The 14,299-nt window shown below is 66.6% G+C and carries 10 protein-coding genes; 1 reads left to right on the plus strand and 9 read right to left on the minus strand.

Annotated elements, in window-relative coordinates; all coding sequences use genetic code 11:
- Positions 1–16 precede the first annotated feature (16 nt).
- The 8 genes from PQI66_RS13060 to PQI66_RS13095 are packed head-to-tail and all read right to left on the minus strand — an operon-like array spanning position 17 to position 11,525.
- Positions 17–1,426 carry an NAD-dependent succinate-semialdehyde dehydrogenase gene (locus PQI66_RS13060; protein ID WP_339998950.1) on the minus strand — a complete coding sequence of 470 codons (1,410 nt, stop codon included), beginning with the start codon at positions 1,424–1,426 and terminating at the stop codon, positions 17–19.
- Positions 1,427–1,453: 27 nt separating this feature from the next.
- On the minus strand, positions 1,454–3,115 hold the full coding sequence (locus tag PQI66_RS13065) for an amidohydrolase (RefSeq protein ID WP_339998951.1): 1,662 nt from the start codon (positions 3,113–3,115) through the stop codon (positions 1,454–1,456).
- Positions 3,116–3,124: 9 nt separating this feature from the next.
- Positions 3,125–4,591 carry a purine-cytosine permease family protein gene (locus tag PQI66_RS13070; protein WP_339998952.1) on the minus strand — a complete coding sequence of 489 codons (1,467 nt, stop codon included), beginning with the start codon at positions 4,589–4,591 and terminating at the stop codon, positions 3,125–3,127.
- A 56-nt stretch (positions 4,592–4,647) separates the two neighbouring features.
- Positions 4,648–6,450, minus strand: a complete 1,803-nt coding sequence (locus PQI66_RS13075) for an amidase (protein ID WP_339998953.1) — start codon at positions 6,448–6,450, stop codon at positions 4,648–4,650.
- On the minus strand, positions 6,443–7,471 hold the full coding sequence (locus tag PQI66_RS13080; RefSeq protein WP_339999175.1) for an agmatine deiminase family protein: 1,029 nt from the start codon (positions 7,469–7,471) through the stop codon (positions 6,443–6,445). Before PQI66_RS13080 ends, PQI66_RS13075 begins: the two co-directional genes overlap by 8 nt.
- 20 nt (positions 7,472–7,491) lie before the next feature.
- Entirely contained in the window at positions 7,492–9,087 is a 1,596-nt protein-coding gene (locus PQI66_RS13085) for an APC family permease (RefSeq protein WP_339998955.1), read from the minus strand.
- Positions 9,088–9,090: 3 nt separating this feature from the next.
- Positions 9,091–10,032, minus strand: coding sequence for a universal stress protein (locus PQI66_RS13090; RefSeq protein ID WP_339998957.1), 942 nt, complete (start codon positions 10,030–10,032; stop codon positions 9,091–9,093).
- A gap of 5 nt (positions 10,033–10,037) precedes the next feature.
- Positions 10,038–11,525 carry a flavin monoamine oxidase family protein gene (locus PQI66_RS13095; protein WP_339998959.1) on the minus strand — a complete coding sequence of 496 codons (1,488 nt, stop codon included), beginning with the start codon at positions 11,523–11,525 and terminating at the stop codon, positions 10,038–10,040.
- A gap of 248 nt (positions 11,526–11,773) precedes the next feature.
- Here PQI66_RS13095 and PQI66_RS13100 point away from each other — a divergent pair, with 248 nt between their 5' ends.
- Positions 11,774–12,490 (plus strand): TetR/AcrR family transcriptional regulator, encoded by a 717-nt coding sequence (locus PQI66_RS13100; protein WP_339998962.1) that lies wholly within the window; start codon positions 11,774–11,776, stop codon positions 12,488–12,490.
- A 190-nt stretch (positions 12,491–12,680) separates the two neighbouring features.
- Here the strand turns inward: PQI66_RS13100 and PQI66_RS13105 are convergent, their stop codons facing one another.
- Entirely contained in the window at positions 12,681–14,186 is a 1,506-nt protein-coding gene (locus PQI66_RS13105) for a PucR family transcriptional regulator (protein ID WP_339998964.1), read from the minus strand.
- Positions 14,187–14,299: the final 113 nt, after the last annotated feature.

A 14,299-nucleotide genomic window follows, 5' to 3' on the forward strand; every position in this document is an offset into this window, starting at 1 on the left:
TCCGGGGCCGGTTGGCCTACTTCTTCACCGAGAACAGTCGCTTGTTGACGAACTCGTCCATGCCCAGCGGGCCGAGTTCGCGGCCGTACCCGGAACGCTTCACCCCGCCGAACGGCATCTCCTCGGTCTCGGGGGCGGGCTGGTTCACACCCACCATGCCGGCCTGCAGGCCCTCGGCGAACTTCTCGGCACGACCCTCCTCGGTGGCGTAGACGGACGATCCCAGCCCGTACTGCGTGTCGTTGGCCAGCTGCAGGGCCTCGTCGTCGGAGGAGACCTTGTACACCTGTACCACCGGGCCGAAGAACTCCTCATAGTAGATGTCGGAGCCCACCGGGATGTCGGTGATCACCGCCGGGGAGACGAAGAACCCGTCGGCGTGCTCGCCGCCGAGACGCTCACCGCCGGTGCGTAGCGTCGCCCCCGACTCCACCGCCGAGGCGATCTGCGAGACGATCTTGTCGGCCGCACCCTCGGACGACATCGGCCCGAATGACTCAAGCACGTTGTCCACCTTCGTGGGGTCCGACGGCTTCAACGCGCCGATGATGTGCACGGCCTCGTCGACGAACTCGTCGTAGACGTCCTCGTGCACGATGATGCGTTTGTTGGAGTTGCAGGCCTGGCCGGTGTTCTCCAGGCGGATCCCCAGCGCGGTGCGGGCGGCGGCCCGGACGTCGTCGCTGGAGAGGATCACGTAGGGGTCGGAGCCGCCGAGCTCCAGCACGGCCTTCTTCAACGCCGCGCCGGCCTGCGCGGCGATCGCGGCACCGGCACGCTCGGAACCGGTGAGGGAGACACCCTGGACGCGGGGGTCCTCGATGATCGTGGCGATCTGATCGTGTGTGGCGAAGATGTTGGTGTACACGCCCTCGGGGACGCCGGCCTCTTCCATGATCTCGGCGATGGCCAGGGCCGACTCCGGCACGCTCTCGGCGTGCTTGAGCAGGATGGTGTTGCCCAGCATCAGGTTCGGCGCGGCGAACCGGGCGACCTGGTAGTAGGGGTAGTTCCACGGCATGATGCCCAACAGGGTGCCCACCGGGCGGCGCTGCACGACCGACCGGGACTCCGCGGTGTCCTCGATCACGAGGTCTTCGGTGAGCTTCGCGGCATTGTCGGCGTAGTAGCGGAAGATGTCGCCGCTGAACTCCGCTTCACCGGGCGCCTCGGCGACGGGTTTGCCCATCTCACGGGTGATGATCGCCCCGAGCTCGTCCTGGCGTTCGGCGAACAGGTCGGCGACGCGCCGGACGATCTCGGCGCGCTCCTCGATGCTCGTCGCGCCCCAGGAGGCGGCAGCGTTGTGCGCGGCGTCCAGGGCGGTGCTGATCTCGGCGTCGGTGGCGTGGTCGTGCTCGGACAGGACGGAGCCGGTGGCGACGTCGATGCTGCGGTACGGGTGTGAGTTGGTGCCCTCAGTCATGGTTCTCTCCTTGAAAGTTCGGGGAAATCAGTTCTTGTCGGTGTGGTCAGCTGTCGAGGAGTACGCGCATTCCCCGAGAACGTAGGTGGCAAGGACCTCAGCTCCGAGGACATCCCGGGGATCGGCGTCGAGGGGGTTGACGTCCACCTTGATGAAGTTCGCCCGGAACCCGGGCCGAATCTGACCGGTGCTGTCCATATGTCCAGCGTAGGCACCTCCGGCACTGAGCGCAGTGAGCGCCTCAGCGGGGGTGAATGCGCGCTCCGGATGGTACGGCGGCAGGGAAGGGGACAGGGAGGAACCACCGGTCAGGGCGATGTACAGATTAGGAAGTGCCTCGTGGGGTGCCGTCGGAGCATCGGTCCCTAGTGTCATCGCGATACCTGCCTCACGGAACTTGTGCCACGGGAAGCCACGCTCCTGTCGTTCGTCTCCGAGGACGGCCTTCCAATTGTCCATGATCGCCGGATCACTGTGCACCGGCTGCATGGAAGCCACGGCTCCGAGCTCAGCCATCCGACGGATCGTGTCATCGGTGACGCTCTCGAGGTGTTCGATACGGTGGCGGCGCGACCTGATGTCACTCTGGTTCTCCGTGGCGCAGTGCTCAAGGACCTCGATCGCTATCTCGCTGGTGCGGTCACCGATGGCGTGCATGGCGATCTGAAGGCCAGCGGCGTCCACTGCTGCGGCAACCGGCTTCATCCGTTCAGCGTCCCAGATGGGGTCGGCGTTCGATCCGTCGGCGTACGGGCAGCACATTGTTGCGGTCTTGGCGTCGATCACCCCGTCCATGATGAACTTCACGCCGGCGATCCTGAACCATTCGGATTCGCCGCTGGCCTCGAGTTCCTCCCGCAGCGCGATGACCCGGTCGACCTGGTCCAGGTTCGCCCGGGGATCACTTTCGGCGATCATCAGGACGTGCCCGGTGATGGGGAACGGCAGACGGCCGTCCCGTTCGATGATGGTGCGTAGCCCGGAGACCTCAGGTTCCGTCAGCGCCATGTCGGTGATTCCCGTGACCCCGGATTCCAGGTACGCGGAGAACGCCAGACGCAGCGAGCGGATCTTGTCCTCGGTGGTGGCGACCCTGTCGAGGAAGTCCCAGGCATACTTGCGCCCGGCAGTCTCGTAGAGAAGACCGGTTGCCTCGCCTGAGTCGTCGCGGGCGATCTCTCCGCCGACGGGGTCGGGGGTGTCCCGGTCAATACCGGCCTCTCGCAGAGCAGCCGTATTCAGCCAGGTGGAGTGGAGGTCGTTGGCGTCGAGGTAGACGGGGATGTCGGGGAGGACATCGTCGAGCATTGCAGCGGTGGGGTGCGAATCACCGATGGCGTCGAACAACCAACTGACCCCCAGGACCCGGGGGGCGTCCGGATTCTCCCGGCGCCAGTCCAGGAGACGTTGCTGGATCTCCTCCAGCGACCGGCAGTCACGCAGCTGTGCCTTGCCGAGGGCCGTGCCGAAAGAGGCCAGGTGGGTGTGCGAGTCGATGACACCGGGGGCGACAAAGCGCCCGTTCAGGTCGACCTCCTCGACCGGCGTTGTTGAGTCGGCGGAAGCGGTACGGACGTCGTCGAGAGACCCCACCGCGATGAAACGCCCGTCGTCAACGGCAAAGGCGTCGGCGGTGTTTCCGTCAGCGTCTGCGGTGAAGATTGTGGTGTTGTGGTAGATCGTGGTCATGTTCTGCTCCTAGCGGGAGGTCGGGTATTCGGTGGAGGTCCTGCGGAAGAGAAGGAAGTAGACTCCGGCGCTGACGAAGATGCCGACGGGGATCGAGAGGTCCATCCCGGTGAGGCTGGACACCGGGCCGACGAATACGTCGGTGTTGATGCACAGCAGGGCGGCCACTCCGCCGATGGAGATGCTGGCAAGACCGTTCCAGTTCCAGCCGTCGCGGTACCAGAAGGGGCTGCCGGGGGCATCGTCGAGCAGCATCCGACCGTCGTACTGGTTCCGACGAAGAATCACGTCGGCGGCGAAGACACTGATCAACGGGCCGGAGGCGATGACGATGAGCTGCAGGAGCAGCGACACCGAGGTGGTGAAGTCATAGACGGCCACGGAGAAGATCGTCAGAAGCGTGCCGATGACGGTGATGATCAGTGTCGACGGGATACGTTTCAGCGGAATACCGAGGGCCTGCAGCGAAAGGCTTGCACTGTAGATAGTCATTCCGTTGAGTCCGATCGCTGCGACGATGACGCCGAGGGTGAAGATCGGGAAGAACCAGGAAGGCATCGCCGTTTCGAAGGCTCCGAGTGGGTCACCGATCATGTCGAATCCCGTGCCGGTGGCGATCAGTGCTCCGACCATGGTGAAGATGATGCCTGCGGTCGCTCCGCCGCAACCGGTGGCTGCGGCGGTCTTCCACTTCGGTGTTGAACTCGGCAGGTAGCGGGCCATGTCAGGACTGTTGAAGAAGGACAACGGGGAGGACGCGAGGATGGCCACTCCGACCGTCATGGTTGCCGCGAGTTCTGCTCCACTGAGGTGCTCGGACGGTTGGTAGCTCAGGTCGAAGTGGGGGATCATGAACACCGTGGCGAGCAGGAAGACGACGGCCAGCCCGTTGGCGACGTAGGGGTACAGCCTGGTGATCAGTCCGTGACCGTAGATGCCGACGAGAGCGGTGATTCCGGAGATTACGATCACCACGGTGACGTTGACTGCTGCATTGGAGGGCACCCCGAACCGTGCCAGCAGGCCGACACCGTTGACGGAGGCCGCGGACCAGGTCAGGGACAGGTACACCGCGGAAAGCAGCCAGCCGTAGAGGCCGACAATGATCTTGTTGCCTCGGATGCCGTACATGGCACGGGTGATGACGGAGCCGGAGGTACCCGCCGCAGGTCCACTGACCGCGAGGATGCCGACCAGTATCCAACCCAGGTTCGCGATGACGGTGACCGCGAGTGCCTGCCACAGACTGAGTCCCAGCCCGGCGACGAGCACGGCCCCGAGGGTGATGGTGAGGAAGCTGATGTTCGGAGTCGCCCACACCCAGAACAGGGAGCCGGGGCGTCCGCCACGCTTGTCCTCGGTGATGTACTCGATTCCACGTGTCTCCGGACCGTGTACCGAGACGTCAGGGTCGTCCATGGTTACCGGGCTGGTGTCGCGGGCGGCGCCGTCAACTGTGGTTGTCTCTGCGCTCATCCCGTCCGACGGTGGGCCCGGGGGAGTACTCCGCTCGGGCTTTGGTGCTAGTGCAGTCATGACACGGGCCTTTCGGTGGTGGGGGTGGTGCGTTCTGGTGGTGTTCGACGGGTCCGGGCAGGTGCTGTCGCCTCGATCTCGGCGCCGAACCGGAGTAGTCGGTTGTCGTCCCAGGCACGCCCGGCGATGGTGAGTCCGACCGGCATTCCTTTATCCGCGGTGATTCCCATCGGTACCGTGACCGTGGGAATGCCGAGGTGCCGGGGGACGAGGTTGCCGTTGGCGACCCAGACACCGTTGCGCCAGGCGCGGTCGGCGGAGTCGGAGTTCACGTCCGCGTCGGCGGGGCCGACGTCGGCCATGGCGGGGAAGACGACGGCATCGAGTGCCAGGTCGTCCATCCAGTTCTCGAGATCGACCCGGCGAGTCTCCTCCAGACCACGGACGCCGTCCGGCAGCAGATGCAGGGCGGGGTTGTCGGTGAGGTCGGACGGTCCGGTGTGGCTGATCCGGGCGACGAGGTCGGGGTAGGTGGCGATGTCGTCGTCGAAGCCGTCGTAGCGGTCTGGCAGGGCACCGTCGGGGTGCGGGAAGATCGTGGACCCGTCGACCACGGAGAGTGAGTGGAGGCCAGGGTCTCCGTTGGCCTGCAGGAAATCCTCCCACGCCCACGCTGACAGGGCACCGACCTCCATGTCGAGGTAGTCGGCGGAGACCAGGCCCCGGGTGGAGATCGTCGGGGCACCGGGCCGGTCGCCCTCGTAGTTGGTCACGGCGGGGAAGTCGACGGCGACGACGGTCGCACCCGCGGACTCGAGGTCGTGGCGCAAGGCCTCCCACAGGTCGATGACTGAGTCGGACGTATCGATGCGCCGGCCCATCGGCCCGCCGACCCCGGCGTCGGTGGTACGGTCGCCGCCGGTGCCCGACGCTGGGTCGGTGTTGACGTACATCCGGGGAACTCCCAGTCGCACGCCGTCCAATTCTGCGGCGCTGACGTCCACCAGCTCCGTGTAGGACGCCGGACGCACGTCCGAGGATGCCGGGACCTCCACCCACGACTGCATGCGCCAGAAGTCACCACGGGTGGTGTGGTCGTCGGCGACGACGACGTCCAGCACCTCAGCCATGTCGGCCATGGAGCGTGTGTGGGGGACGACGACGTCCATCGTCGGTACCAACGGCCAGTTGCCGCGGGTCGAGATCACTCCGCGCGACGGCGTGTAAGCGCACAGCGAGTTGCAGGAGGCCGGGGCTCGCCCGGACGACCAGGTCTCTTCACCGAGTCCGAAGGCGGCGAACTCCATGGCTGTCGCTGTGCCGGAACCGTTGGATGACCCGGAGGCGAACGCGCTGGTCAGGTAGTCAGGGTTGTACGGGCTTTCCGCACGCCCGTGAAGGCCGCGCTGCATACCCCCGTTCGCCATCGGCGGCATCGTGGTCAGCCCCAGCAGGATGGCACCACCGTCGCGTAGCCTCTCGATGGTGAAGGCATCCTTCTGTGCGACGAGGTCGGCGAAGGCAGGCGAACCTGCCGATGCGGTCAACCCGCGGGCGAGATACGACTCTTTCGCCGTGTAGGGAATACCGTCCAAGGGGCCGAGGGTCGTGCCGGCGCGGCGACGGTCGTCGGAGGCGCGGGCATCGTCCAGGGCGTCGGGGTTGTCGACGATGATCGTGTTGAGTGGGACGCCACCGTCGCTGGCGAGACCGTCCCCGCGTGTGGGATCGGGATGGTCGAACTGTTTGATCCGGGCCAGGTAGGCCTCCACCAGCTCGACGGCGGTCGTTGTCCCGTCCTCGAGGTTGGCGCGGAGTTCAGCGATGGATTTCCCGGTCACGTCATAGATGTCATCCATGACGCACCTCAGGCTGCTGCTGGGTGATGCAGTGGATGCCGCCACCGAAAGCGAAGATGTCGCGGGCATCGACGAGTTCCACGGTGCGGCCCGGGTAGGACTGGGCGAGGATGCCCCGCGCGCGCTCGTCGGCCTGTTCATCACCGAAAGCGCACAGGATGACTGCGTTATTGCAGACCAGATGGTTGATGTAGGAGTAGTCGACCCAGCCCTCCTCGTCCCGCAGGACGTCGGGGGCCGGGAGGTCGACGACTGTCAGGGGGTTCCCATCGGCGTCGACGGCGGAGTCCAGTACCTTGCGGAGCTCCCGGGTGACCTCATGGTCCGGGTGGTCGGGGTTCTCCTGTCGGTGCAGCAGTACATGGCCAGCCTCGGTGAACGAGGCGACGATGTCGACGTGCCCTCTCGTCCCGAATCCGTCGTAGTCCCGGGTGAGTCCGCGAGGAAGCCATATGGCGTGCCGGGTTCCCAGGCGGGTATGGATCTCTTCTTCTACCTGTTCTTTCGTCCATCCGGCGTTCCGGTCGGGGTCCAGCTGGACGGTGTCTGTGAGCAGTACGGTGCCCCGGCCGTCGACATGCAGGCCGCCGCCTTCTCCGACCAATGGTGAGTCGTCGGCGGGGGCGCCGGCGGCGTCGGCGACGGTGGTGGCCAACCGGGCGTCATTTTCCCAGGCAGCCCAGGACTGTGCTCCCCACCCGTTGAAGATCCAGTTCACGGCGCGTAGGGAGCCGTCGGCGTCATGGACGAAGGTGGGGCCGGAGTCTCGGATCCAGGCGTCGTCGAGCGGAGTGCTGACCAGTGTGATGCCGGTGGTGCCGGCAAGGAGGTCTCGGGCGACCTGCTCATCGTCGGGGTCTACGATCAGGGTGACCGGCTCATACAGTGCGACGGTGCGGGCGACCCTGGCCCACGCGCCACGGGCACGGGTGAGCGTCTCGGAACCGTCGGGACCGAAAGTGTCATTCGCGGTCGGGAACGACATCCAGGTCTGCTCGTGCGGGTACCATTCGGCGGGCATGGTGGTGGGGGCGGTTGAAGTCACGGGAGCGGCTCCTTTACTGGGCTTGTCTCCGGGGCGTCGTCGAGTGTGTCGGAGTTGTCGCTGGTGGATTCGGTGACGGGCAGGGTCTCGCCACGGAAGAAGGCGGGGTGGAGGACACGGGTCCAGACCATCAGGACCACACCGATGAGCAGCACGCCGACTCCGAGGATGAAGACCATACCGATGCCGGCGATCGAGTTCCCGGAACCGTAGTCGGGGTCGAGTGAGTCCACGGCGGTCTGCACGAACATGACCAGCAGGATGACTCCGCCGACCAGGGGGAACAGGAACCGGAAGATGATGCTGCGTGCCGAGACGAACAGCTCCTTGCGGAAGTACCAGACGCACGCCAGGGCGGTGATGCCGTAGTAGAAGCAGATCATCAGGCCGAGTGCGGTGATCGTGTCCCAGAGGGCGTTCTCACTGATCAGGCGGGTGATGGTGTAGAAGGCGCCGGCAGCCACCGCCGAGGTGACCGTGGCGACCGACGGGGTGCGGAACCGTGGACTGATCTTCGAGAACACCGGGGGCAGGGCTTTGTAGTAGCCCATGGCCAGGAGGGTCCGTGACGGGGAGATCATCGTGGAGTTCAGGGAGGAGAAGGAGGAGGTCAGCACAGTGATCGACATGAGGATCGCGAAGGGCCCCATGATGGGGGAGGCGAGCGCGGCGAACAGTGACTCCTGGTTCTCCGGGTTCCCGGCACCGAGTCCCTCTGCGCCGGTACCGGCCCACGCGACAACACCGACGGCACACAGGGTGTAGATCGCGATGATGATCAGTACCGTGATCGTGGATGCACGGCTGGCCGTGGTCTTCGGGTCCTTGGTCTCCTCATTCATGGTCAGGGTGGTGTCCCAGCCCCAGAACATGAAGATGGACAGCGAGATGCCCGCGGCGATGACGGAGAAGTCCTCGATGCCCGCCGGGTTGAACCAGTCCAGGCTGATCGGTGTGGGATCGAAGGAGCTGCCGTTGTTCGCCTGCACGATCGCTGAGACGGCGAAGGCGGTGAGCACGACCAACTGGATGGCCACCAGGATGTACTGCAGCATCTTGGTCGATCCCAGTCCGCGGTAGGAGATCCATGCGGCGACGGCGATGAACACCAGCGTGGTGGGGATGTTCACCCACAGGTTGCGGGTCAGTTCGGCGATGCTGTCGTTGTTGAGTATCTGGCCGAGCAGGATGTAGAGGAAGTCTACGGCGACGGCCGCCAGGTTCGACAGCACGATCACGGTGGCGGCGATCAGGCCCCAGCCGCCCATCCAGCCGACCCACGGGGAGAAGGCCTTCGTCGCCCAGGTGAAGGAGGTCCCCGAGTCGGGGAACCGGGAGTTGAGTTCCCGGTAGCCGAAGGCGACGAGCAGCATCGGCAGGAAGCCGAGGATGAGGATGGCGGGCACGTGTGCGCCCACCTCGGCGATGGTGGGTCCCAGTCCGGAGGTCAGCGTGTAGGCGGGGGCGATGCAGCCGACGCCGATGACCACGGTGCCCAGAACGCCGATCTGTCCTTTGGCCAGGCCCTTGTCGCTGGGGGCCGCGACGGCTGAGGTGCCGCTTCCGGTGGTGTCGGTGGTGTGTGTGCTCAAGGGTCAGCCCTCCGTGACGGGATCGGCGGGTTCAGGGGAAGGGGCGTGGAAGGAATAGCCTGACGGGATGACAATGACCGGGACAGGTGCCACCCGCAGCATCTTCGTGGCGGTGGACCCCAGGAACATCCGTCCGCGGGACGCCAGGCGGGACGAGGCGACGAGCACGATCTCGTCGTCGTGCCAGGTGAGCTCGGCCATGGCGCCCGGGACGTCGCGCCCGGTGGCGATGTGGGTCGTCGCACGCCCGGACTCCACGAGTTCGGTCGCGTCTTCCGCCAGGCGCTTCGTGGCGTAGGTCTCGAGGTCGTCGAGGACGTCGGTGGTCACCTCGGACTGATTCTCAGGGACGGCCTTGTCGGTGACGTCCAGGGTCACCAGGGAGACCAGTCGCAGAGGGATGTCACGGTTGCGGGCGGTGACGATGGCTTCACCGATGAGGTCGGTCACCCCGCGGCGGGGACCGAACATCGCGGTGACGTGCCCGAGCGGGCCGGGATGGTCGTAGCCGGCCGGGGCCAGGGCCACCGGCACGTGGGACGCGTGCAGCAGGTGGGATGCCATGGTGCCCAGCCGGTGTCGGCGCAGGAGCCCGCCGGGACGGGACCCGGTGACGATGAGTCCGCCTCGGAGTCGTCGGGTGGCGTCGAGTAGGCCCTCGGGAGCCGACTGGGCGGGAACGAGCAGCGTCGAGCACCGGACGTCGTCGGGGACGGCCACTGCGGCCTCATCGAGCCAGGTCTGCAGCTGGCGGTCGCGGATGCGCCCGTAACTCTGGTCGAAGGGTTGGGCGGCGGTGAAGGCGTCGTCTTCGGGGGCGACCATCACCAGGTACAGGTGGGCGTCTCGCTCCCTGGCTATGGCGATGCCGAGACGCAGGGCGTCCTGACCGGTGGACGTCGCGCTGTAACCGACGACGATGCGCGCGGTGGCGGTGGCGGGCATGGGGCTCAGAGCCCCTCGAGGATGGTCGTTGCCACAGCTTCGCCCTGGCGGACGGCACCGTCGACGTGCTGGTAGCCCTCGGCGGCGATGTCAGAGCAGGCGTAGTGGATCGGGCCGGTCGGCCGGTTCTGCAGGTGGCCCCAGCGGTGCAGGCCGCCGAGGTCGTAGCTGGTGGCGTAGGCGCCACGGGTCCACTCCTCGGCGGCCATGTCGGAGAGGTAGAACGCGATCGGGTTCATCGTCTCCTCGCCGAGGTAGTCGGCCATGGCGGAGAGGATCGCCTCCCTGCGTTCGTCCTCGGGCAGCGCCCACATCTTCTCGGCGTAGACGTCGGAGATGAACCCGACGAGCGTGCCGTTGGCGTCCTCCACCGGCGCGCCGTCCGGCCCGGCCTGCACGTTGGTGTTGTCGTAGACCTCCTGAACCAGGCGGCCACCGCCGAAGGAGGTGCCGGAGAGGCCCTTCTCGCGCCAGAACGGCGTCTCGTAGACGGCGTGCACCTTGATGACCAGGCCCATGGAGATGTGCTGGTGGGCGATGTGCTGCTCGCGGGGCATCGGCGGGACGAACTGGATGCGGTTGTAGAGGTTCGGCGGGACGGCCAGCACCACGTTGCGTGCGTGCACGGTCGCGCCGTCGGCGACGGCGGTGACGGACCCGGCGGCACCGTCGTCCGGCACGCCGTTGCGGACGTCCGCGGCGATCTTGTTGGGTTCGTCGGCGGTGGTCGGGTCGACCTCGTGCCAGGTGATCTCGCGGACGGGGGAGGACAGGACGATGTCCCCGCCGAGCTCGCGGATCTTCTCGGCGAGGGTGAGCGACACCGACTGCATGCCGCCGACCACGCGCTTGTCGAGGATGAAATCCTCGTCGACGAGGTTGGAGAAGGAGCCGGCAGAGGCGGCCATGAGGACGGCCTGCAGGGTGGAGAAGGCGTACGACGGCTTCGTGAGCATGCCGGAGGCGACGTAGATCGACACGTTGTCGATGGCCTCCCGGTCGTCGCTGTGCTGGCCGAGCCAGTCACGGAACGGCACGGTGTCGAGCTCCTGTGCCCGCTCGGCGGCCCACGGTGCCTCAGCACCGACCTCGAGGACGAGGTCGTCCATGAGTGTGATCAGCTTGTCCATCTCCGCCTCGGTCTCCTCGGAGCAGGGCAGGCGGTCACCTTCGTAGGTGTGGCGGGACCCGTCGGGGGAGACGTACACGGACTTACCCTCCCGGTAGCGCTGGTAGGTCTCCAGGCCGAGTTCGTCGACAAGGTCGCTCAGGCGGGTCTGGTCCGGGGAGATCCACTGGCCGCCGATCTCGATGAAGTGGGGCGTGCCGTTGTCGTCGAGGACGTTGCCGTTCCAGGTGCGGCCGCCGACGCGGTCGCGGGCCTCCAGGACGGTGACGGTCTTACCGGCCTTCGCCAGGGTGTAGGCGGCGGTGAGGCCGGCGGGACCTGCGCCGATGACGACGACGTCGCGCTCGTGAGTGGTGGTGGTCATGTTCATGTCCTCCTTGTTAAATGAACCACATTCGTTTTATCGTGACCGTACATCCACGGCGGCCGGAGCGCCAGGTTTCCTCCGAGAAAATATCTCCGATGTGGGTGAGGTAGGCTGCATGTCATTTCCGAGGATCTCCTATGACCTGCGGAGATGTGACGTCATTGGCTCATGTAAATTATTTGTGACATTCGCGCCCGGATATCCCCGGGGCAGTGGGTACTGCGGTTGGAGAGGCCTGGACAGTTGTGACGGAGAGTCGAACGGACCACAAGAAGGGGCGCCGTGCCGGCCGGCCCACGGCACCGGTGCTCGACCGTGCGCGGATCGCGGATGCCGCACTCGCGTTGGTTACCGACGAGGGTCAACGGCGTCTCACGATGAAACGCCTTGCCGACCGGTTGGGGGTGTCCGTGTCCGCCCTCTACAACCACATCACGAACAAGGCGGACCTGCTGCTCCTCGTCGAGGACGCGGTGATGTCCGGGGTGGACGCCTCGGCACTGGGGAGCCTGGTCCGAACTCCGGGTCCAGCGGCCACCGCGGATCTGCCGGACGCGTTGAGGCACTGGGCGTGCTCCTACCGTGACGTCTTCGCGGCCTTCCCGGAGCTCGTTCCCCTCATTGCGACGATGCCGGTGTCCGGCGCACCCGCCACCCGGCAGATGTACGACACGGTGGCCGGTGGACTGCTCGCCGCAGGCGTGCCGGACGACCGGGTGGTGTCGGTGGTCATCGCCTTCGAGTCCTTCCTGTACGGGTCGGCGATGGACGCGAATGCCCCGACCGAGATTTTCTCCTCGGCTCCGGAGGAGGAGGATGCCCCGACCTTCCAGCGCGTCGTCCGGACCTTCACGGCACGGGTCACCGACCGGCCCGTTGGTACCGTGAACCCTTATGCCGACGACCCCTTCGAGTGGGGGTTGGAGGCGCTGATCGGCCGGACGGTCGCGCTGGCGGGGTAGCGTCCCGGAGTCTGCCGTCGTCTCTTCCATCTCATTGTCATCTGAGCCACCGCCCAGGTCATGGATCGGCCGTTTATTGACCCCTGTGGTGACTCAGCTGACAGGGGCTCTGCGGGGCCACGTCTGTTGCCGTGGTGACAACGAGACGACGTATCGATACCGCAAGGTCCATGCCGTGAGTGGACGGCCGTCACCGCCGCGTCACCGCGACGAGCAGAAGTTCGGCGCGCACCACCGGATCGTCCAGGTCGACCTCGCAGATCTGCGCGATGCGGTCGAGGCGGGTGCGGACGGTGTGCCGGTGCACCCCCAGGGCCTCCGCCGTCGCAGCGATCTTGCCGCCGGAACGGAGCCAGGTCAGCAAGGTCGTCGACAGGTCGTCCCCTGTACCGCCCCCGGCGAGTCTGTCCACCGTCTCGGCTGCCCGCTGGTCCAACGCGGAACGCACCGCCGTCTGTTCCAGCCAGTCCGTGCCCGCCTCGTACGGTCCCACGTGGCTGCCCGGTGTCAGCGACCGGGCTGCGGTCTCCAGGCGTCGGACGCGCTCCATCGTCACGTCGCTCCAGGCCACGGGCTCGCCGACCGCGATCCTGATCGCTCGTGCGGTATCCCCGAAAGAGTCGGCGATGCTGTCGACGGAGCGGGATCCGCGGAACAGCAGCAGCGCGGCGGTGGACGGTGCGGCGTCCAGCCCGGTGACGAACATGTGCCGGCCCGTTCGGGCGGCCCGTCGGTCCGCATCGGCCAGTGCCTTGTCCAGCTCCTGGTGACGGTCGGCGGCGACGACCACCGGGCGCACCTGCCCGTCGCTGTCCGAGGCTTCGTCGAGGATGCCACCCATCGACCGGTTCTCCCCGTCGATGCCCAGCAGCAGTTGCAACGCCAGGGTGTTCAGCTCCGTCCTGCTCCTGCGCAGGTACGCCGGACGCTGCAGCAGGATGTCCGCCAGACCCGCGGCATGCTTGACCACTGACCGGTCATGCGGACTGAAGGGGTGCGCTGCCGCGACCGTGATCAGATGGAACCGTTCGCCCTGCAGCGTCATGCGTTGCGTCAACCGCCACACCCCGTCGGTGTGGTCGGCCCCGCTGGCGAGTTGGCCGCGCGCCGGCGTTGTCGCGGCGTAGTCCCCGTGGTTCCGACGGCCGTGCACGCGTCCGTCGTTGTCGGTGACCGCCACTGCGGCGTCCAGCTGTGACGCGGTGGCGTCGAGCAGTGCCTCGAGGCCGCCGTCGACCGCGGCGGCGCTGAGCTGTTCCTGCACGACGACGAGATGCTCCTGGTCACGGCGACTGCGCCGCTCCCGTTCCTCCAGGACCGTGTTGAGGATCGAGATGAACGCGGTGTGGCGGGGGACCTCGAACACGGCGATGCCGTGGTCCCGTGCCGCGTCGACCAGGGAGGACGGGACGGTGGGGAAGAACAGGCCGGTGCCGAAACCGACCGCGGTGACCTCCGCGTCCGCGAGGCGTCGGACGTAGGCGGGGAACGGGTCGTCCTCCCCGGACCTCTCGCTGGTCAGCGCCACGCCGACGGTGAGGACGACGGCGTGGGGCTGCAGGAACTCCCGGGGGTCGGTCAGCTCGGTCGGCTGGATCACGGAGAATCCGGCCCCTGGCACATGTGTATCACCGACCGGGCGCAGGTCGAGTGAGTGCTGGGCGCGCAGCCAGGACAGTGGAAGCTCGTCGGACATGGACCAAATGTACATTCTCACCGATAAAGTTCGACATCATGTCCATGTCGGCGAGGTCTTCCCGCGGCGCATAATGGCGTCCAGTAACCCGGCCAGACCCCGAGAAGAACGCG

This window comes from Corynebacterium sp. USCH3 (assembly GCF_037619475.1).
Taxonomy (GTDB): domain Bacteria; phylum Actinomycetota; class Actinomycetes; order Mycobacteriales; family Mycobacteriaceae; genus Corynebacterium.